Below are 19,669 nucleotides of genomic sequence, written 5' to 3' on the forward strand. Positions count from 1 at the left end.
GTGGGACTCACCCTGGGCTGGCGGTGGTTCGCATGACACGCGGACGCCTCGTGGGCGGTGCGCGACACGTCCGGCCAAGTGGCCGCGGCCGGGCGGCGCCAGAGGGCGGAGAATCACTGGCTGGTTCAGGCAGTCCGGCCGGCTTCCCGCTCCACGGGTCGCGCCACCGCCTTCGCGGCCCGCGCCTGCTTCCTGCGCTGCCGCCGGCCGATGCGCGGCTCCTGGTCCGGAAGCCACCCGAAGGTGAGGCAGCTGCCGGCCACGCCCAGGAGCAGGCCCACGAAGAAGCCGCCCAGGTTCGAGGTCAGCCAGGTCCCCAGGGAGACCAGCACCCCGATGACCGAGTAGAACAGGCGCTGGGCGGGGTTGAAGAGGATCAGCACGCCGCACAGCAGCATCACGGCCGGGAGCAGATAGCCGGCCAGGCCCTGCATGCCGACGTGCAGGATGACGTCCAGCGACGCCTTCAGGGTGAGCAGGACCTCCGCCCCGCCCAGGGCGAGCAGCAGCCCGCCCCAGAAGGGACGGCCCGCCCGCCACTGGCGGAAGGCGGGCCGGATCCTCCCGCGCGGGCCGCCGGGCATCAGCACCCCGACCCGCTGAAGCCCAGTTTCAGCCCGGGCAGCTTGAACACACCGGCCGTCGTGGCGTAGTTGGTCTGCCGCAGGTTGGCGATGTGCACGGTGTCGGACTGCTGGCTGAACACGCCCTTCGGTCCCCGGCCCAGCGGCCCGGCCTTGTCGAGCGTGCTGGCGTCGTTGCCGATCTCGATGTCGGTGAAGGCCGCGTTGCCCGAGAGCTCCGTGGAGTCGGTGGTCAGGTCGCTGGCCCGGACCTTCTCCGCACCGCCACCCGCCCTGATGACCAGGTTCGTGCCGCCCAGGTCCACGCTCTGGCACAGCTTGGTGAGCGTCGCGTCCTTGATCACGGACGTGACGACCAGCACCTGGCCGCCGGTGTCACCCGCGTTGGGGCTGCCCTCGGCCATCTCGTCCAGACCGCCGAACTGTGCGAAGCCGGTGCCGTTCAGCTCGGTGGCGGTGACCGTGAACGGCATACCGGAGATGGCGAACTGCACGCCCAGCGCCCCCTGGGCGGTGAGGACCGCGAGGCCGGCGGCGACCGCGGCGGCCGGCACCGCCATCACCGCGGCCCGGCGTGCCCGGACCCGCCCGCGTCGCGCGGGAACGTCACCGACGTCCACGGCGGCGGGGGCTACCGGTCTTTCGGGGGTGTGCTCGGCGGAGGAGGTCATGTCTGCTCCAGGTGCGTGTCGGTGCGGATCGGACTTCGGTGGCACGTTGCCCTGGCGCGGACACCGGCCGCGTACGCACGTCTCCCCGCAACTCCCGGAGGTTGCAGGGGCTTTGTCGTTACGCCGCAGTAGCCGACTCGGAAGTTACCGGGGGTTACATGAAGGGTCAAGAGAAGTGTGAACAAAGAGTGTGGGGTGTGCGCCGGATGTGAGTCGCCGACCATCGGAACATCTCAGCGAACGCACAACTCCCTTACGGAGACTTGACGTTGACTGGCAGCCAGGTCTACAACTCTCCTCGTCTCACCGGATCCGTGGCGCCGGATCCGCCGCGCGGCATCGTCCGCGTGTCCCGGACCGCTCTTTGCGTACGGGCAGCTCGCCGCCCGGTGCGTCCGCACGGGCTCTCCACCGCCCGAGTCCGCCCCTCCTCGGCACCGGCACAGGCCCTTCCGCAAAACGCCGTGCCACCAGCCACCCCCCGCCCGGCCCGGCCGGAGGCCCGTCAACGGCCGCGCCCCCCAGCACCCTCACCCCGCTTCAGAGAAGAGGTACACCCGCATGCGCACGCGCACCCTCCTCACCCTCACCGCCGCCGTCGCCGCCCTGGGCCTCAGCGCCCCCGCCTCGGCAGCCGACACCCCCGTCCTGACCACCACCGACGGCGCGGCCGTCGCGGTCGGCGACGTCCTCAACGCGTCCCTGGCGAGCGGCACCGCCGCCACCTTCTACTCCAGCGCGACCGGCACCAGCGGCATCTCGTGCACCTCGTCGGCGTTCGCCGCCACCGTCACCGACAACCCGGCCGCGCCCGGCACCGCCACCGAGTCCCTGACCTCGCACAGCTTCGACACCAGCGGCTGCACCGCCAACGTCGTCGGAGTGCTCGGCGTCAGCGGCATCACCGTCGACAACCTGCCCTACACCACCAGCGTGTCCTCGGACGGCACCGTCTCCGTGACCCCGGGCGCGGGCTCCGCCATCCAGTCCACGGTCAGGCTGCGCACCCTGCTCGGCACCATCAACTGCGTCTACCAGGCACCCAGCCTGACCGGCGCGGCGAGCAACGCCGACAACAGCATCTCCTTCACCAACCAGCAGTTCACGAAGACGTCCGGCTCGTCGCTGTGCTTCGCCAATGCCTTCTTCACCGCCAAGTACGCCCCGGTGACCAAGGGAGGCGTTGCCGTCAACGTCAACTGACGGCTCGGAGGCGTCGGTTCAGCGTCGACGCAGCCGTAGCGCCAGGGCGGCGCCGCCGGTGAGCACCAGCACCGCCGCGGCGCCGCCCGCCGGCGTGGGCGTCGACGGACCGGAGGCGGGTTCGCAGTTCGAGGCCGATGGAGGGTTCCCCTTCTCCTCGCCCCTCGTTTTGGTCTCGGCCGGGAACACCACGTCCGAGCACGAGTAGTACGTGTCCGGCGTACCGCTGTTCTGCCAGACCGTGTACAGCACGTGCCGCCCGGTCCGGTCGGACGGCAGGGCCGCCTCGACGCGGTACGCGCCGTCCGTCAGGGCCGGGTCCGTCACCTCGGCGAACGGCTTCTCGGGCAGGTCGGACCAGGACAGCGGCCCGGTCGGGTCGTAGCCGGGCTTCGTCAGGTACGTCCGGAACGTGCCGGTGTGCGGGATCGTCGAGACGTACCGCACGGTCAGCGTCTCGCCGGGCGTCAGCCGGGTCGCCGGCCAGTCGGCGCGGGCGAGGTCGAGGCCCTGGTAGCCGGGCAGGCCCCCGCTGCACAGCTTGCCGTCGGGGACGACCTGCCGGTCCCGGCCGTTCACGTTCGCCACCCGCAGGTCGTCCCACGCCGTGAAGGGCGCGCCGTTCGCGGCGACGGCCGCGCGGCACGCCGCCGAGCCCGCGCGGTCACCGCCCTCGGGGGAGCAGGCCACCACCCGGCTCACCGGATCGGTCGGCGCACCGTGCGCCCGCGCCGGGCCCGCCGCCCACAGCGGCAGCAGCAACGGGGCCACGAGGGCGGCCGCGAGTGCGGTGCGGTGTGCGGTCGTACGGGGCATCCGTCTGCGTCTCCTCGGCCGGGCCGGAGCGGTCGGTAGTGCGATACGGGCAACCGGCCCGGCGCGTTCACCGCGCCACGACCCGTTCGAAAAGGGGGCCATTCGCGCCCGACTCCCCGTCATAGAGGGTGGGTTTCCGGCTCGATCGAGGGTTTCCCCCGTATCCCGGTGACCTTCCCTTTGCCTATCGTTCGACCACAGCTGACCCACAGGTAACCCCGGACGGGTCCGCTCCCCACACGCCTGGCCGGCCATCGCGTCGCTTTTCGAACCACCCCCCTCCGCTTCAGCGACGAAGCGCCTCCCACCGCCGCTCCGCCCAGCCCGGAGTCCGGCCACGAAAGGCAACGACCGTGCGTATCTCCCCAGAGTTCAGACGGAAGCTGATATCCGTCGCCGCAGTCTCCGCCGCCCTGCTGACCGCCGCCCCCGCCTCGGTCGCCGTCGCCCAGGAGACCGCGCCCCGGCCCGCCCCCGTTCCGGCCGCCCAGACCGAGGCCGCCCCCGGCACTCCGGCCGAGCGGCTCATCGTCGGCTACAAGTCCGGCGCCACCGAGGCCAAGTCCGACAAGGCCGCCGCCGCCGACGCCGCGGCCAAGGCCGAGAAGACCGGCGAGGACGTCGACTTCCAGCGCCGCCTCGGCACCGGCGCCGCCCTCGTCGACCTGGGCACGGACCCCGCCCGGGCGGACGTCGCCGACGTCGTCGCCCAGTACCAGGCCGACCCGCAGGTCGCCTACGTCGTGCCGGACCGCCTGAACAAGCCGACGGCCACCCCGAACGACACCGACTACGGCAAGCAGTGGGACCTGTTCGAGTCCACCGCCAGCATGAACGTACCTGCCGCCTGGGACACCACCACCGGCAGCGGCGTCACCGTCGCCGTCATCGACACCGGCTACGTCGCCCACTCCGACCTGGCCGCGAACATCGTCGGCGGCTACGACTTCATCTCCGACACCGCCGTCTCCGTCGACGGCAACGGCCGTGACAGCAACCCGGCCGACCCGGGCGACTGGTACAACGCGGGCGAGTGCGGCGCGGGCATCCCGGCCTCCGACTCCTCCTGGCACGGCACGCACGTGGCCGGCACCATCGCCGCCGCCACCAACAACGGCAAGGGCATCGCCGGCATCGCGTACGGCGCCAAGATCTCCCCGGTCCGCGTCCTCGGCAAGTGCGGCGGCTACGACTCCGACATCATCGACGCCATCACCTGGGCGTCCGGCGGCACCGTCTCCGGCGTCCCCGCCAACACCAACGTCGCCAAGGTCATCAACATGAGCCTCGGCGGGGGCGGCGCATGCTCCAGCGCCACCCAGAGCGCCATCAACGGCGCCGTCAACCGCGGCACCTCCGTCGTCGTCGCGGCCGGCAACGAGAACACGAACGCCTCGTCCTCGTCCCCGGCCAACTGCAACAACGTCATCACCGTCGCCGCGACCAACCGGGCCGGCAGCCGGGCCTCCTACTCCAACTACGGCTCGGTCGTCGACATCGCCGCCCCCGGCGGCGAGACCCGGACCTCCACCGCCAACGGGATCCTGTCCACGCTGAACTCCGGCACCAAGACGCCGTCGAGCGAGAACTACGACTACTACCAGGGCACCAGCATGGCCACCCCGCACGTCGCGGGCCTCGCCGCCCTGATGAAGTCGGCCGACTCCGCCCTCACCCCGGCGCAGATCGAGTCGGCCATCAAGGCCAACGCCCGTCCGCTGCCCGGCACCTGCTCCGGCGGCTGCGGCGCCGGTCTCGCGGACGCCGCGAAGACGGTCCAGGCCGTCAAGGGCGGTTCGTCCACCGGCACGACCTTCTCCAGCACCACCGCCGTCGCCATCCCGGACGCCGGCGCGGCGATCGAGTCGCCGATCAGCGTCACCGGCCGCACCGGCAACGCCCCGTCGGCCCTCCAGGTCGGCGTCGACATCACCCACACCTACCGCGGCGACCTCGTCATCGACCTGGTCGCGCCGGACGGTTCGGCCTACCGTCTGAAGTCCGCCTCCTCGGACTCCGCCGACAACGTGAACACCACCTACACGGTGAACGCCTCCGGCGAGACCGCCAACGGCACCTGGAAGCTGCGCGTCCAGGACACCGCGGCGCAGGACACCGGCACGCTCAACGGCTGGAAGCTGACCTTCTGATCCATCTGATCCTTCTGAATCTCCTGGTCCTCCTTCGGCGAGGACACTGAACGGGCAGCTCACGAGCGGGCGGGCCGGCCGGTGCGGATGGGGCACCGGTCGGCCCGTCTTTACGTCCGGCCGCACAACCCCCACAGTTAGATACCGAACGCGCTGTTTTCTTTCACCAGTTGCGATTGTTTTGCCGGATGTGCACCCGAACTACGGCACACTGGTGTGGTGAACGCCGTCTGAGGGTGAGTTATCGTGTACGGGGGGTAAAAACAAACGGCATGACCCGTTCATTTCTGTCCCGGGAGAGTTCAGTCGATGGCGAGGCAGTTGCGAGCCGAGCAGACCCGCTCGACGATCATCACGGCCGCCGCTGACCTGTTCGACCGTCGCGGCTACGAATCGACCAGTCTCAGCGACATCGTGGAGCACGCTCAGGTCACCAAGGGTGCCCTGTACTTCCACTTCGCGGCGAAGGAGGACCTCGCCCACGCGATCCTCGAACTCCAGTCGCACACCGCCCGCCTGGCGGCGGAGACCGACCACCGCGGCCACACCTCTCTGGAGGCGCTGATGCGCCTCACATTCGGCATCACCCGCATGTCGGTCGAGGATCCGGTACTCAGGGCCGGCCTGCGGCTCGCCACCGGGGGGATCCGGCCGCGTCCGCCGCTGAGCCATCCGTTCACGGAGTGGCTGGACATCGTCACGACCCGGCTCGTCGGCGCGGTCAAGGAGTCCGACGTCCACCCGGACATCGATATCGATGTCGTGGCCCACTCCCTGGTCTGTTTCTTCGTCGGCACGCGGGTCGTGGGCCGCTCCCGCGAGCCCGTCACGCGCCAGCCCCGCCGGACGGCCGAGATGTGGAACATACTCATCCGCGGCCTGGTCCCGGTCACCCGCCGCGCCCGCTACCTGAGCCTGGCGGCCCGCCTGGAGCGCGAACTGGCACCGGTCTGACGGTCTCGGGCCGGACAATGCGCCCCGGGCTTCCGGCCAGGCCGGCCGGGACCTGGCGTCCGCGCGCTACGGTGAGCCGCATGCCCGACACCCCATCCGCACCCGTGCTCCTCGGCGACCAGCCGGGCTCCTTCCCCCACAGCGTGCTCGCCGAGCGGCACCCGGCCATCATCCGGCAGGTGCGCGAGGCCTTCCCGTACGAACCCGGGCAGCACCGCGCGCTCGACGAACTGCTGGCGAACTGCACCAAGGGCGAGATCGAACCGCTCCCCGCCGACGCGCACGACCGTGACCTCTGGGAGACCTGGGGGCTGCGCGAGTACGCCGGCCGGTCCTGGTTCGACGTGCCGTGGCTCTGGTCCGAGAGCTGGTTCTACCGCCGACTGCTCCAGGCCGTCGGCTACTTCGGCCCCGGCCCCTGGCAGGGCATCGACCCCTTCCGTCCCGCCAAACTGGCCGAACTCGACTCCCACGAGACCGACGAGGAACTCGCCGCGCTCGACGACCTCGCAGACCGGCCGGTCGGCGAACAGGCACAGGCCCTGCTGCACGGCTCCCTCTGGGGCAACCGCGCCGACCTCGGCTTCCGTCTCTCCGCCGAGGGCGCACGGGCCTCCGACGCCACCCCCGGACTCGTGGCCGACGACAGCGACCGCCTGTGGGCCCTGCTCGGCAGCAGCGGCACGGGCACCCTGTGCCTGGTCGCCGACAACGCGGGCCGCGAACTCGTCCCCGACCTGCTCCTCATCGCCCATCTCCTGGCCCACGGGCGCATCGGACGAGCCGTCCTGCACGTCAAGCCCCACCCGTACTACGTCTCGGACGCCACCGCCGCCGACGTCGTCGACGCGCTGCGCCGGCTGACCGGTGCCGGGGGAGCGGCCGCCGAGTACGGACAGTGTCTGTGGTCCGCCCTGGCCGACGGCCGCCTGGCCCTCCGCGCCCACCCCTTCTCCTGCGCCCCGTTGCCGTACGAGGAGATGCCCGCCGACCTGCGCGCCGACTTCGCCGCGGCCACGCTCACCGTCGTCAAGGGCGACCTCAACTACCGCCGCCTGGTGGGCGACCGGCTCTGGGCCCCGACCACGCCGTTCCCGGACGTCACCGCGTACTTCCCCGGCCCGGTCGCCGCCCTGCGCACCCTGAAGTCCGACGTGATCACCGGCCTCGACGCCCGGACCGAGGCCGGACTGGTCGCGGCGGAGGACCAGCGCTGGCGCACCAGCGGCACGCACGCGCTGATCCAGGTGAGCGTCCCCGGGTAGGTCAGCTCACCCTCACGTCCTGCCACACCAGCCGGTGGTCCGACGTCGGAACCGTCGTGCCGTCCCCCACCAGCCGGTACAGGGGGTCGCCGGGCGTCGGCCAGAACACGCCGTTCGCGCCCGGTATCAGCCCCCGGGACGGGATGACGTGGTCGACGCGCAGGTTGCCGGGCGCGGCGTCGCCGAAATCGGCCGTGTCGTACGCCGGGTCACCGAGGTGCGAGGCGTTCGCACCGCCCTGGAGCCGGGCCGCCTCCACACCGCCCCTGCTCGCGGGCGGCTCGGCCGGCAGGTTCACCGCCGGGTGCTCCAGCAACTGCCGTACGGCGTGGTCGTAGCTGTCGCCGTCGTACGGATCGGCGTTGAGGTCTCCCGCGATCACGAACCGCGCCCCGGGCCGCAGCCCGCCGCGCCGGCCCCGGTCGTCGTACAGGTACGCGCCGCGCCGGCGTCCGCCGATGTAGTCGGCCCACAGGCGTATCTCGTCGTGATTGCGCCGGCCGTTGCGGTCCTCGGGGCCGTCGAAGGTGGGCGGGGTGGGGTGCGACACCAGGAAGTGCACGGTGTCCCGGCCGATCCGCACGGGCACGTCCCAGTGGCTCTTGGAGGACAGCCGCAGGATCGCCCGGGCCTCGTCGCTGTAGTAGCCCTCGGGCATGACGTTGCCCGGCATGTCCTTCCACAGGAAGTGCTGGAAGGTGCGCACCGCGCGCGTGTCGATCGGGTACTTGGCCAGCACGGCCATGCCGTACTGGCCGGGGAACCAGCCGTACCCGTAGGCGTCCTGCCCGTAGGCGTCCGAACCGGGCGTCGTCACGGCCCCGTTCTTCCCGTCCAGGTCCACTCCCGTGGCGACGCCCGTGTTCACGGGCCCGGTGAAGCGGTACGGGTAGCGGACCGGGCGGGCGCCGTTGTGGCCGACCGCCAGGTAATTGCGCAGGAACAGGCGGACCGCGGCGCCCTGATCGTCGTAGTCGAACTCGTTGATCAGCAGCACGTCCGGGTCGACCCGCTGGATCGTCTCGGCGGCATTGCGCGCCTGGGCGTTGTCCGGGGTGGACAGGTCCCGGACCAGGGCGCCCTGCGCGGAGCGGTTCAAGGAGGCGTTGAACGTGGCGAACCGCACGGTGCGCCCGTGCCGTTCGGACGCCGAGGCGCTCAGGGAGGTCGCACCGGCCAGCGCCGCCCCCGCGAGCGAGGTGAGCGCGGCCCGGCGCGGCAGGGCTCGGGACTGCTTCATGGCGGACTCCGGTGAACGAGAGGGACGTGAACTGCCAGGGTGCGGGGGTAAGTCTGCGCGCGTAGAGATGAACGCCACAAGGGCCGGCGAGAACTCCCGCCTTCATCCACGATTCACACGATGGTGTGATCATGTCCGGCTGCGTGGATGCCGCCGAGAGGCGCCGGGTAGGGCCCGGCCATGACGCAGCCGTTCGAACTCCCGCACTTCTACATGCCGCATCCCGCGCGGCTCAACCCCCATGTCGACGAGGCCAGAGCCCATTCGACCGAGTGGGCGCGCGAGATGGGCATGCTGGAGGGATCCGGCGTCTGGGAGCAGGCCGACCTCGACGCACACGACTACGGCCTGCTCTGCGCGTACACCCACCCTGACTGCGACGGCCCCGCCCTCTCCCTCATCACCGACTGGTACGTGTGGGTCTTCTTCTTCGACGACCACTTCCTGGAGATGTACAAGCGCAGCCAGGACCGCGTCGCCGGCAAGGCACACCTGGACCGGCTGCCCCTGTTCATGCCGCTGGACCTCTCGACTCCCGTACCGGAGCCGGAGAACCCGGTCGAGGCGGGCCTCGCCGACCTGTGGGCACGTACGGTGCCGAAGATGTCGCAGGACTGGCGCCGCCGCTTCGCCGTGGCGACCGAGCACCTGCTGAACGAGTCCCTGTGGGAGCTGTCCAACATCAACGAGGGGCGGATCGCCAACCCCGTCGAGTACATCGAGATGCGCCGCAAGGTGGGCGGCGCCCCCTGGTCGGCGGGCCTCGTGGAGTACGCGACGGCCGAAGTGCCCGCGTCCGTGGCGGAGTCCAGGCCGCTCAGGGTGCTGATGGAGACGTTCTCCGACGCCGTGCACCTGCGCAACGACCTGTTCTCCTACCAGCGGGAGGTCGAGGACGAGGGCGAGAACAGCAACGGCGTGCTCGTCCTGGAGACCTTCTTCGGCTGCACCACCCAGGAGGCCGCGGACACCGTCAACGACATCCTCACCTCCCGCCTCCACCAGTTCGAGCACACGGCGTTCACCGAAGTGCCCGCGGTGGCCCTGGAGAACGGCCTCACTCCCGGCGAGGTCGCGGCCGTGGCGGCGTACACCAAGGGGCTCCAGGACTGGCAGTCCGGCGGCCACGAGTGGCATATGCGCTCCAGCCGCTACATGAACCAGAACGCGCGCGGCAGCAAGCCGTGGCCGGGGTGCAGCGGCATGGGCACCTCCGCCGCCGACGTACGCGCCCTGCTCGCCGCGGCCGGAGCCGAGCGGCGGCTGCGCGCCTACACGCACGTGCCGTACCAGAAGGTCGGGCCGTCCCGGATCCCCGACATCCGCATGCCGTTCCCGCTTCAGCTCAGCCCCCATCTCGACGCCGCCCGCCGGAACCTGACCGACTGGGTCAACCGCACGGGCATGCTCGGCGAGGGCGTCTGGGACGCGGACAAACTCCGGGCCTACGACCTCCCGCTGTGCGCGGCGGGCCTCGACCCGGACGCCACGCCCGAGGCCCTCGACCTCAGCTCGCAGTGGCTCGCCTGGGGCACCTACGGCGACGACTACTACCCGCTGGTCTACGGCCACCGCCGCGACCTGGCCGCCGCCCGGCTGACCACGGCCCGCCTGTCCGACTGCATGCCGGTCGCCGGCGAGGCGCCGCCGGCCCCGCCAACGCCATGGAGCGCGGCCTCGTCGACCTGTGGCTGCGCACCACCGCGGACATGACGCCCGAGGAGCGGCGCACCCTGAAGGACGCGATCAACGTCATGACCGAGAGCTGGGTGTGGGAGCTGTCCAATCAGCTCCAGAACCGCGTCCCCGACCCGGTCGACTACCTGGAGATGCGCCGCGCGACCTTCGGTTCCGACCTCACCCTGAGCCTGTGCCGGATGGGCCACGGCCCGGCCGTGCCGCCCGAGATCTACCGCAGCGGCCCGGTCCGCTCCCTGGAGAACGCCGCGATCGACTTCGCGTGCCTGACCAACGACGTCTTCTCGTACCAGAAGGAGATCGAGTACGAGGGCGAGATCCACAACGCGATCCTCGTCGTGCAGTCCTTCTTCAACTGCGACTACCCGACCGCCCTCGGCATCGTGCACGACCTGATGAGTCAGCGCATGCGGCAGTTCGAGCATGTCGTCGAGCACGAACTGCCCGTCCTGTACGAGGACTTCCGGCTCACGGACGAGGGGCGCGCCGTCATGCGGGAGTACGTGACGGACCTTCAGAACTGGATGGCGGGCATCCTCAACTGGCACCGCGAGGTGGACCGTTACAAGGCCGACTGGCTGGCCCGGCGCGCCCACGGCTTCCTCCCGGACCGGCCGCCCGCCCTGCCCGTGCCCGCTCTCGGCTGAGACGGCGCCTTTCGGTCAGATCCACTCGGAACGGGACATCACGGAACCCCCCCGGCAGTGCGCCGGGGGTCTTCCTGGGAGCTTCCTCAACCTCGCGCCCATCGTCCACCCCGCGCACGTCCACCTGGCCGACTTCCAGCTCCTGGGCCGCGACGCCTACGACGTGTCGGGCTTCGATCCGTCGGTGGGCGGCACCCGCACGCCGGTCCGCCACGACGCCGGAACGTCCATCCCGCTCGCGCCCAACGAGCTCGGCTGGAAGGACGTCTTCCGGGTGCCCACGGCGGCCACGGGGTTCCACCCCGACGCCCCCACGCTGCTCGGCGAGCACGAGTCCCACACGGGCTGACCGGCCCCACGCCTGCGACCACGGCTCGCACCGCGCCCGGTACGCCGGGTGCGGTGCGAGCCGTGCCGTCGTTCCGGCTTCCCCGGCGGCACGTACGCCCCCACCGACGCCGGATCAGTCTCACTCGTTCGTGGCTCATCGCACGCCGGAGTGCCGGGTAGAGCACCAGCCGTGATCGTTCCGCATCCGACGGGGGCGATCCGCACCATCCGGAGGCGAGCCATGGAACAGACCGCGCTGCGACCCAAGCCGATGCCGGGGCAGGAGCCCGACGGGGCGGCGTCGGCGACGGGGTCCGGCCCCGCACGGCCCCGCCCGCACGGCGCCCGGCGCCGCGGGAGGCGGCTGCTCAACGTGCTGTGCGCCGCGTTCGCCGGCGTGGTCCTGGTCCTGTCCGGAATCGGCCTCGGTGCGATGGGCGCCACGGTGATCGGCAAGGGCGGAGTCATCGATCCGCGAGGGTGGCACACGCCTTCGTCGCCCGGCCCTTCGTCGCCCGGCCCCTCGCGGTCCGCCGCCGCGTCGGCGGACGCCGACGTGACCCTCGGCGTGCAGGTCATGGACGCCGGGAAGCCGGGGGCCCTGGTCGTCGGGCTCCATGTCCCGGGGCCGGCTCAGGAGGCGGGCCTGGTGCGCGGCGACCTGCTCCTCGTCTTCGGCACGACCCGCATCGACACGGCCGCCGACCTGGCCCGGGCCGTCGCCCGCGCCCGCCCCGGCGTCGAGGTGAAACTGACGGTGCGGCACCGCGGCGGCGGCTACCAGCAGCTGACGGTCGTACCGGCCGTGGTCACGTGAGCCGCGTCGACACGTGAGCCACATCGACACGTGGGTCACATCGTCATCTGGACCACGCCGTCAGGTGACCACCCGGAAGTGGCTCGTGAGCCGCCCCGTGTCGTCCAGGACGTGGAAGGCGATCCCGGGCGGCGCCTCCCGGTCGGCGACCTGCTCGCCCTCCCACGGCAGCCGCAGCGTCCACGTCACACCGGGGCCGACGACGAGCGGCCGCCCCGCGAACGAGGTCGCGGCGGGGGTGTGCGCGTGGCCGGTGACCAGACCCGCGATCTCGGGCCGGCGGGCCAGCAGCGCGGCCAGCCGGCCGGACTCCTGCAACGGGTAGGAGTCGGGCAGCGGGTGGTGCAGTGCCACCGGCGGGTGGTGGAAGGCGAGCAGGGCCGGAAGGCCGCCGTCGAGTTCGTCGAGGGTCGTCTCGATCCAGTCGTACGTCTCCTCGTCCAGTTCCCCGTCGTCGCTGCCGGGGACGCTGGAGTCGCACATCAGCACGGCACCGTCGTCGAAGACCTGCACGCTGTTGACGGGCCCCTCCGCACCCGGCAGGCCCAGCAGCGCCTTGCGGTAGGGCGCGCGGCTGTCGTGGTTGCCCGGGCAGGTCAGCACGGGGAACGGGACGTCGCCGTCGCCCAGCCCCAGGATGCGGGCGGCCTCCTCGTACTCCGGCTCCGTGCCGTGGTCCGCGATGTCCCCGGTCACCAGTAGCGCATCCACATGCCCTGACAGTCCCCACAGCCGGTCGCGCACCCGCTCGGCGCGCTCCGTCGCCCGCGCACTCCCGTCCAGATGCAGATCGCTGATGTGTGCGAGTACGAGCACGGTCGTACGCCCTCTCGATCGAACGACTAATGGATGCCAAGCATCTAAGCATTACTTCTAACGGCTGAGCAATCGTCTGCCATTAGTAGCGATCTTCGGGCGAAGTCCGCAGACGGCTCGCGTCGCCCCCTCCGGCCGGGCAGGATGCTGCCCGTAGCCCCTTCGTCCGTCCCTGGGAGGTCCGGATGACCGGAAGCACGGCGGTGTCCTTCACCGCCGACGACTACAGGGCCCGTATGGAGCGCGCCGCGCGGACGGCCGCAGAGGCCGGTCTCGCGGGCCTGCTGGTGGCCCCGGGACCGGACCTGGTCTGGCTCACCGGCTACACGCCCCCGGCGGTCACCGAACGACTCACCCTGCTGGTCCTCGCCGCCGGACAGGACCCCGTCCTCGTCGTCCCGGCCCTGGAGGCCCCGGACGCGCAGAAGGCGGCCGGCGCGCCCGCCCTGACCCTGCGCGACTGGACCGACGGCAAGGACCCCTACGCCGCCACCGCCGCCCTGCTCGACGCCTCGGGCCGGTTCGGCATCAGCGACAACGCCTGGGCGCTGCACCTGCTGGCGTTGCAGCAGGCCGTGCCCGGCAGCTCCTACACCTCGCTCACCGAGGCCCTGCCGATGCTGCGTGCCGTCAAGGACGCGGCGGAACTGGAGCTCATGACGGCCGCGGGAGCCGCCGCCGACGCGACGTTCGAGGAGATCCGGAACGTCCCCTTCGCCGGCCGCCGGGAATCGGAGGTGGCCGCGGACCTCGACCGGCTGCTGCGCCGGTACGGACACGAGCAGGTCGACTTCACCATCGTCGCCTCAGGGCCGAACGGCGCCAACCCCCACCACGAGGCCGGCGACCGCGTCATCGAACGCGGCGACATGGTCGTCCTCGACTTCGGCGGTCTGAAGGACGGCTACGGCTCCGACACCTCCCGCACGGTCCACGTCGGCGAACCCACCGACGAGGAGCGCCGCGTGCACGACATCGTGCGCGCGGCCCAGGAGGCGGGGTTCCGGGCCGTGCGGCCGGGCGCCGCCTGCCAGGACGTCGACCGGGCCGCCCGTGCGGTCATCGCCGACGCCGGCTACGGCGAGTACTTCATCCACCGCACCGGACACGGCATCGGCGTCACCACCCACGAGCCGCCGTACATGATCGAGGGCGAGGAACGGCCGCTCGTGCCCGGCATGTGCTTCTCCGTGGAACCCGGCATCTATCTGCCCGGCCGGTTCGGCGTGCGCATCGAGGACATCGTGACCGTCACCGAGGACGGCGGACGGCGCCTGAACGCCACCTCCCGCGAGCTGGTCATAGTGGAGTGACGCCACCGATGTCCCCCACACGCCTCCCGAACGGCAACGGCGCGACCATGACCCAGGCACCGACACCCACCGCGGACACCGTCCGCCGACTGGTCCGTTCCCTGCTCAAGGACGGCAAGGGCATCAAGGAGGGCAAGGGCGCCAAGGGCGTCAAGGAGGCCGAGCAGGGAAGGGGCTCCGCCGTCGGCCCCGACGTCCGGCCCGCCGCCGAGGGCGCCGACCCGGCCACCTGGTGGGTCGGCACCCGCCATGTGCTGCGCCTCGCCCCCGACCGCGAGGCCACCGTGCGCCAGCGCCGCGAACTGCGTCTGCGCGACCTCGTCCGCCCGCACGTCCCGGTGACGGTGCCGGTCAGCGTGGCGCACGGCGAGTGGGCGCCCGGGCTGACCTACACGCTGGACACCAAGGTGCCCGGCGGCTCGGGAGAGGCGCACGATGTGTCCGCCGTCGGCGAGGCCGACCTCGCCGGACTGCTCTCGGGGCTGCGCGAGGTGCCGGTCCGGCAGGCCGAGACCCTCGGCGTGCCGCGTGCTGCCCCGCGCTCCCTGGAGGGGCTGCGCCGGGCCGCCGTACGGGCCGCCGAACGTCTCGTCGGCGCCGACGAGTTCGACGCCGCCCGCCTGAACCAGCTCACCGCGCCCGCGGCGGCCCAGCTCGCCGCGCAGTCCGGCTCGGCGGTCCTCACCCACCACGCGCTCACGGGCGGCCATCTCGTGGTCAGCGCCGACGGACGGGTGCGCGGCGTCCTCGGCTGGGCCGACGCCGTCGTCGGCGACCCGGCCGAGGACATCGCGAGCCTCGCGCTCGCTGTCGGCTCACCCGCCGCCGTACGCGCCGCCACCCTCGCCGGCTACGGTGCCCGCCCCTGCCTGCGCGGCCTGTGGCTGGCCCGCTGCGACACCGTCGTCCACCTCGCCGGGGCCCTCACGAGCCGGGACGCGGGCCGGCTCACCCTGCTGCGCACGCAGGTGCGCCGGGCCTGGGAGCCGATCCTGCTGGAACGGGTGACGGACCTGCGGGACACGGACGACGCCCTCTAGCGGACCGGGCGGCAGCAGGGCGTCGCAGCGTCGCGGGGGACCTCACTCCTGCAACAGCACCACACCCGACTCCCCGGGCACGTGCACCACCCCGTCGGCGCCGGGCGTCTCCACCGGCTCCCACGCGGCCAGCACGCGCGCGTGCGGCACGCCGAGCGACAGCGCGGCCGGTTCCCGCGCCAGGTTCACCGCCACGAGGACGTCCCCGCGCCGGAAGGCGATCCAGCGGCGCTCCTCGTCGTAGCCGACCTTGGCGTCGGCGAGGTCGGGATCGGTCAGGTCGGGCTGCTCGTGGCGCAGGGCGAGGAGCTGCCGGTGCCAGGCCAGCACGCGCGCGTGGGGCTCGCGTTCCGGCTCGGACCAGTCGAGGCAGGAGCGGTCCCGGGTCGCCGGGTCCTGCGGGTCGGGCACGTCCTCCTCCTTCCAGCCGTGCGCGGCGAACTCCCGCCGCCTGCCCCGCCGTACGGCGTCCGCCAGCTCCGGATCGGTGTGGTCGGTGAAGAACTGCCAGGGCGTGCCCGCCGCCCACTCCTCGCCCATGAAGAGCATCGGCGTGAACGGCGCCGTCAGCACCAGCGTGGCCGCACAGGCCAGCAGCCCGGGGGAGACCAGGGCCGAAAGGCGGTCCCCCTGGGCGCGGTTGCCGACCTGGTCGTGGGTCTGGCTGTAGCCGACCAGCCGGTGCCCGGCCACCCGCGTACGGTCCAGGGGGCGGCCGTGGTGCCGCTCCCGGAAGCTCGAGTACGTCCCGTCGTGGAAGTAGCCGCCGGTCAGGGTCTTGGCGAGCCCGGCGAGGGGAGCGCGCGCGAAGTCGGCGTAGTAGCCCTGCGACTCGCCGGTCAGCGTGGTGTGCAGGGCGTGGTGGAAGTCGTCGTTCCACTGCGCGTGCAGCCCGAGGCCGCCCTTGTCCCGGGAGGTGATGAGCCGCGGGTCGTTCAGATCCGACTCGGCGACGAGGAACAGCGGCCGGTCCACCTCGGCGGCCAGGGCGTCCACGGCCGTCGACAGCTCCTCCAGGAAGTGGAGCGCGCGCGTGTCCACCAGCGCGTGCACCGCGTCCAGGCGCAGCCCGTCGATCCGGTAGTCGCGCAGCCACGCCAGCGCGCTGCCGATGAGAAACGCGCGCACCTCGTCCGAGCCGGGCGCGTCCAGGTTGACCGCGGCGCCCCAGGGCGTGTGGTGCCGGTCCGTGAGATACGGCCCGAAGACGGGCAGGTAGTTGCCGGACGGGCCGAAGTGGTTGTGCACCACGTCCAGCACCACACCCAGACCCAGTTCATGGGCCCGGTCGACGAAGCGTTTCAGCGCCTCGGGCCCGCCGTACGGCTCGTGCACCGCCCACAGCGAGACGCCCTCGTAGCCCCAGCCGTGCGTGCCCGGGAAGGGGCACAGCGGCATCAGCTGCACGTGCGTGACGCCCAGTTCGGCGAGATGGCCGAGCCGCTCGGCGGCCGCGTCCAGGGTGCCCTCGCGCGTGTACGTCCCGACGTGCAGCTCGTACAGCACCGCGCCGGGCAGCGGCCGACCCCGCCACTGCGCGCGCCACTCGTAGCGCTCGTGGTCGACGACGGCGCTCAGCCCGTCCGGGCCGTCCGGCTGCCGGCGCGAGCGCGGATCGGGCCGTACGGGACCGTCGTCCAGCGCGAAGCCGTACCGGGATCCGTCGCGCGCGTCCGCCTCGCCCCGCCACCATCCCGCCCGTTCCGGATCGCGCTCCAACGCGCGTGTGACGCCGTCGCACTGGAGCGTCACACGGCCTGCCTGCGGTGCCCACACCTCGAACTGCACGGACGGTTCCCCTTCGTCTGCTCACCGTGATGTAGCCCGTCCATGGTGCGTCAAAACGCGATCAATGCGCTGGTGCATCCACCCATGTGCGGCGGGTCCCGGCGGAAGCGGGCACGTGGCGGCCGTTTTCCCGTTTTCTGGACAGCCCGGCCGCGCTGCCCGACAATCACGAGCGTGACGTCGTCCTTCGAGTTCAACACGTACCCCGCGCGGCTGTCCGACGTGGAGCGCGACAGGGCACTGAAGGTGCTCCGTGACGGCGTCGCCATGGGCCGCCTGTCCCATGACACGTTCATCCGCCGCATGGAACTCGCGCTCGCCGCCCGCCGCCCGGACGAGCTCGCCGTGCTCACCGCCGACCTGCCCACGGAGAGCCGGTTCTCCCGTCTGGTGTTCGGCACCGTCGAGGCGGTCTCCGGGTTCACCGTACGGCTGCGCAGAGCCTGGCAGGCCGAGAAGCTGCCCAAGCTGCTGCTGCCCCACCCGGCGCACGGCCATCCGCTGCGCATAGGCCGTGACCCCGCCAGCGGACTGCGCCTCAACCACGAGACGGTCTCCCGCGTCCACGCCGAACTCCGCCACCAGGGAGGCATGTGGGTCCTGCGTGATCTCGGCTCCACCAACGGCACGACGGTGAACGGACGGCGCGTCGTCGGCGCGGCCGTCGTCCGCGAGGGCGACCAGGTGGGCTTCGGGCGGATGATGTTCCGGCTGGCGGCCGGCTGACCGGAAACCGAGCCATGCCTTAGCTCTGGCCTTGGATTTACCAGCTGTCGATCGGTGGGGAGTGGCTCAAAACCCGTTGCCCTCCGCGGTGTTGACGTACCCCTGAAGTCGTGACTGACTGTGCGTACGCCATGTACAGCTGGTGAAGCGACGGCACCGCATTGGGGAGGTGTGCCCTGCCGCCCCTCCTGCGCTACCCGACCGTCGACGAACTGGGCGCCCGGGCCGCCGCCCTCGTCGCCCGCCACCCGCGTAAGGCCCGGCTGCGCAGGATCGGCACATCCCGCGCGGGCACGCCCCTGTGGCTGCTCTCCGTCGGCCACGGCAGCCGTCAGGCCCTCGTCGTCGCCGGCCCCCACGCCAACGAACCCGTGGGCGGCGCCACCGTGCTGCGCCTGGCCGAGCGGGCGCTGGCCGACCCGCGACTCACCGAGGGCGCCGACGCCACCTGGAACCTGCTGCTGTGCCTCGACCCGGACGGGCTGCGCCGCAACGAGGGCTGGCTGACCGGCCCGTACGCCCTCGGCCGGTACTTCCGGAACTTCTTCCGGCCCGGGTTCCTGGAGCAGCCCGAGTGGCTGCCCGACGGCGCGGCCGGCGCCGCCCTGCCGGAGACCCGCGCCCTGCTCGACGTCCAGGACGAACTGCGGCCGTTCCTCCAGTGCTCCCTGCACGGCGTCGACGTCGGCGGCGGCTTCGTCGAGCTCACCCGTGACCTGCCCGGCCTCGCCCAGCGCGTCGCGCACACCGCGGCCCGGCTCGGCATCCCCCGCGAACTCGGCGCCTACGACGCCCTGTACTGGCCCGGCCTCGGGCCCGCCGTCTACCGGATACCGCCGCCGCGCCGGGGCGACCTGGCCGCGGCCATCACGGAGGCCGCCGTCGAGTCGACGTGGTTCCACCCGCACCGGCACGGCACCGTCACCGCGGTCGTCGAGGCGCCCATGTGGGGCGTGGCGGCGGTGGCGGACGGCTCCCCGCCCGCCGACCGGGATGCGGTGCTGCGGGCCGTGAGCCGCACCCTGCGCCACGACACGGGCCTCCTGCGGCACCTCCTGGCCCGCATCCGGCCGCACCTGGCCACCGTGCCCGACGGGGCGCGCCTGCTCGCCCCGGTCGACGACTATTTACTGGTCTGTCCGGGCCTCGCCGACGCCTGGGACCCCGACACCGGCGACGGCGCCGCCCATCCCCTTCCTCCTCTGACCACCGCCCACCTCGCCGCCCTGCGCATCTCCGGGCGACGGCTGGCCCTGCGCACGGCCGGGCTCCTGCACCGGCTCGTGCGGGCCGCCGGACACGACCCGGCCGGGGCGCTGCCGGAGCTGGACCGGCTGATCGACGAGTGGTGCGCCGACTACCTCGACGGCTGCGGGGCGCGCTGGATTCCGGTGGCACGCCAGGCGGAGTACCAGGCGCGCGTCGTGCTCTCCGCCTTCGAACTGGCCGCGCGGCACACGCGCGCGTGCTCCAGCCCGGAGGAGCCGGGACGGGAGTCAGGTGCGGCGGTGCCGATGCAGCGGGAGTGACGCCCGCGGTGACGGCGCGGGCGGGGCCGGTGTTCGCTCTCGGTCGCCGGTCGCCGGTCGCCGGTCGCCGGTCGCCGGTCGC

15 protein-coding genes and 2 pseudogenes are annotated in these 19,669 nt (G+C 72.4%); 11 read left to right on the top strand and 6 right to left on the bottom strand.

The annotated features are described in order from the left end of the window. Positions 1-125: 125 nt before the first annotated feature. Both V8690_RS33520 and V8690_RS33525 read right to left on the bottom strand, forming a co-directional pair. Positions 126-584 (bottom strand): DUF6114 domain-containing protein, encoded by a 459-nt coding sequence (locus V8690_RS33520; protein ID WP_338783827.1) that lies wholly within the window; start codon positions 582-584, stop codon positions 126-128. After that, complete coding sequence (locus V8690_RS33525; RefSeq protein WP_338783828.1) at positions 584-1,255, bottom strand: DUF6230 family protein; 672 nt, start codon at positions 1,253-1,255, stop codon at positions 584-586. Before V8690_RS33525 ends, V8690_RS33520 begins: the two co-directional genes overlap by 1 nt. A gap of 561 nt (positions 1,256-1,816) precedes the next feature. Here V8690_RS33525 and V8690_RS33530 point away from each other — a divergent pair. After that, positions 1,817-2,458 (top strand): Tat pathway signal sequence domain protein, encoded by a 642-nt coding sequence (locus V8690_RS33530; protein ID WP_338783829.1) that lies wholly within the window; start codon positions 1,817-1,819, stop codon positions 2,456-2,458. 18 nt (positions 2,459-2,476) lie between these two features. Here the strand turns inward: V8690_RS33530 and V8690_RS33535 are convergent, their stop codons facing one another. After that, a complete protein-coding gene (locus V8690_RS33535; protein ID WP_338783830.1) occupies positions 2,477-3,274 on the bottom strand; it encodes a lytic polysaccharide monooxygenase in 798 nt (265 codons plus the stop codon). A 353-nt stretch (positions 3,275-3,627) separates the two neighbouring features. On the opposite strand from V8690_RS33535, the gene V8690_RS33540 reads away from it, so the two are divergent. The 3 genes from V8690_RS33540 to V8690_RS33550 all read left to right on the top strand — a co-directional run bounded on the left by V8690_RS33540 (position 3,628) and on the right by V8690_RS33550 (position 7,643). Beyond that, positions 3,628-5,424, top strand: coding sequence for a S8 family serine peptidase (locus V8690_RS33540; RefSeq protein WP_338783831.1), 1,797 nt, complete (start codon positions 3,628-3,630; stop codon positions 5,422-5,424). A 309-nt stretch (positions 5,425-5,733) separates the two neighbouring features. Then, complete coding sequence (locus V8690_RS33545; RefSeq protein ID WP_338783832.1) at positions 5,734-6,378, top strand: ScbR family autoregulator-binding transcription factor; 645 nt, start codon at positions 5,734-5,736, stop codon at positions 6,376-6,378. 80 nt (positions 6,379-6,458) lie between these two features. Next, entirely contained in the window at positions 6,459-7,643 is a 1,185-nt protein-coding gene (locus V8690_RS33550) for a damage-control phosphatase ARMT1 family protein (protein ID WP_338783833.1), read from the top strand. Position 7,644: 1 nt separating this feature from the next. Here V8690_RS33550 and V8690_RS33555 read toward each other — a convergent pair whose 3' ends face one another. Continuing rightward, on the bottom strand, positions 7,645-8,883 hold the full coding sequence (locus V8690_RS33555; protein WP_338783834.1) for an endonuclease/exonuclease/phosphatase family protein: 1,239 nt from the start codon (positions 8,881-8,883) through the stop codon (positions 7,645-7,647). A 180-nt stretch (positions 8,884-9,063) separates the two neighbouring features. On the opposite strand from V8690_RS33555, the pseudogene cyc2 reads away from it, so the two are divergent. The 3 genes and pseudogenes from cyc2 to V8690_RS33570 all read left to right on the top strand — a co-directional run bounded on the left by cyc2 (position 9,064) and on the right by V8690_RS33570 (position 12,375). Then, positions 9,064-11,228: pseudogene (gene cyc2 / locus V8690_RS33560) on the top strand (germacradienol/geosmin synthase Cyc2). A gap of 79 nt (positions 11,229-11,307) precedes the next feature. Further along, positions 11,308-11,508: pseudogene (locus V8690_RS33565) on the top strand (multicopper oxidase domain-containing protein); the annotation flags it as partial. 291 nt (positions 11,509-11,799) lie between these two features. Then, positions 11,800-12,375 carry a PDZ domain-containing protein gene (locus V8690_RS33570; protein ID WP_338783835.1) on the top strand — a complete coding sequence of 192 codons (576 nt, stop codon included), beginning with the start codon at positions 11,800-11,802 and terminating at the stop codon, positions 12,373-12,375. A gap of 60 nt (positions 12,376-12,435) precedes the next feature. Here V8690_RS33570 and V8690_RS33575 read toward each other — a convergent pair whose 3' ends face one another. Continuing rightward, positions 12,436-13,191 (bottom strand): phosphodiesterase, encoded by a 756-nt coding sequence (locus V8690_RS33575; RefSeq protein ID WP_338783836.1) that lies wholly within the window; start codon positions 13,189-13,191, stop codon positions 12,436-12,438. Between the two features lie 185 nt (positions 13,192-13,376). Between V8690_RS33575 and V8690_RS33580 the strand changes: the two genes are divergently transcribed. Together V8690_RS33580 and V8690_RS33585 are read left to right on the top strand one after the other, a co-directional pair. Next, on the top strand, positions 13,377-14,504 hold the full coding sequence (locus V8690_RS33580) for an aminopeptidase P family protein (protein ID WP_338783837.1): 1,128 nt from the start codon (positions 13,377-13,379) through the stop codon (positions 14,502-14,504). Positions 14,505-14,551: 47 nt separating this feature from the next. After that, positions 14,552-15,544 (top strand): aminoglycoside phosphotransferase family protein, encoded by a 993-nt coding sequence (locus V8690_RS33585; RefSeq protein ID WP_338785540.1) that lies wholly within the window; start codon positions 14,552-14,554, stop codon positions 15,542-15,544. Positions 15,545-15,586: 42 nt separating this feature from the next. Here V8690_RS33585 and treZ read toward each other — a convergent pair whose 3' ends face one another. Further along, positions 15,587-17,332 (bottom strand): malto-oligosyltrehalose trehalohydrolase, encoded by a 1,746-nt coding sequence (gene treZ / locus V8690_RS33590; protein ID WP_338783838.1) that lies wholly within the window; start codon positions 17,330-17,332, stop codon positions 15,587-15,589. 174 nt (positions 17,333-17,506) lie between these two features. On the opposite strand from treZ, the gene V8690_RS33595 reads away from it, so the two are divergent. Together V8690_RS33595 and V8690_RS33600 are read left to right on the top strand one after the other, a co-directional pair. After that, positions 17,507-18,058, top strand: a complete 552-nt coding sequence (locus tag V8690_RS33595) for a DUF1707 and FHA domain-containing protein (protein WP_338783839.1) — start codon at positions 17,507-17,509, stop codon at positions 18,056-18,058. 161 nt (positions 18,059-18,219) lie between these two features. Further along, positions 18,220-19,587, top strand: coding sequence for a M14 family zinc carboxypeptidase (locus tag V8690_RS33600; protein WP_338783840.1), 1,368 nt, complete (start codon positions 18,220-18,222; stop codon positions 19,585-19,587). Positions 19,588-19,669 lie beyond the last annotated feature (82 nt).

It is taken from the genome of Streptomyces sp. DG1A-41 (genome assembly GCF_037055355.1).
In the GTDB taxonomy this organism is placed as follows: Bacteria; Actinomycetota; Actinomycetes; order Streptomycetales; family Streptomycetaceae; genus Streptomyces.

Coding starts and splice junctions, on each gene's coding strand:
- V8690_RS33580 (WP_338783837.1), top strand. CDS start 13,377: ATGACCGGAAGCACGGCGGTGTCCTTCACCGCCGACGACTACAGGGCC.
- V8690_RS33530 (WP_338783829.1), top strand. CDS start 1,817: ATGCGCACGCGCACCCTCCTCACCCTCACCGCCGCCGTCGCCGCCCTG.
- V8690_RS33545 (WP_338783832.1), top strand. CDS start 5,734: ATGGCGAGGCAGTTGCGAGCCGAGCAGACCCGCTCGACGATCATCACG.
- V8690_RS33555 (WP_338783834.1), bottom strand. CDS start 8,883: ATGAAGCAGTCCCGAGCCCTGCCGCGCCGGGCCGCGCTCACCTCGCTC.
- V8690_RS33550 (WP_338783833.1), top strand. CDS start 6,459: ATGCCCGACACCCCATCCGCACCCGTGCTCCTCGGCGACCAGCCGGGC.
- V8690_RS33570 (WP_338783835.1), top strand. CDS start 11,800: ATGGAACAGACCGCGCTGCGACCCAAGCCGATGCCGGGGCAGGAGCCC.
- V8690_RS33525 (WP_338783828.1), bottom strand. CDS start 1,255: ATGACCTCCTCCGCCGAGCACACCCCCGAAAGACCGGTAGCCCCCGCC.
- V8690_RS33535 (WP_338783830.1), bottom strand. CDS start 3,274: ATGCCCCGTACGACCGCACACCGCACCGCACTCGCGGCCGCCCTCGTG.
- V8690_RS33585 (WP_338785540.1), top strand. CDS start 14,552: ATGACCCAGGCACCGACACCCACCGCGGACACCGTCCGCCGACTGGTC.
- V8690_RS33520 (WP_338783827.1), bottom strand. CDS start 584: ATGCCCGGCGGCCCGCGCGGGAGGATCCGGCCCGCCTTCCGCCAGTGG.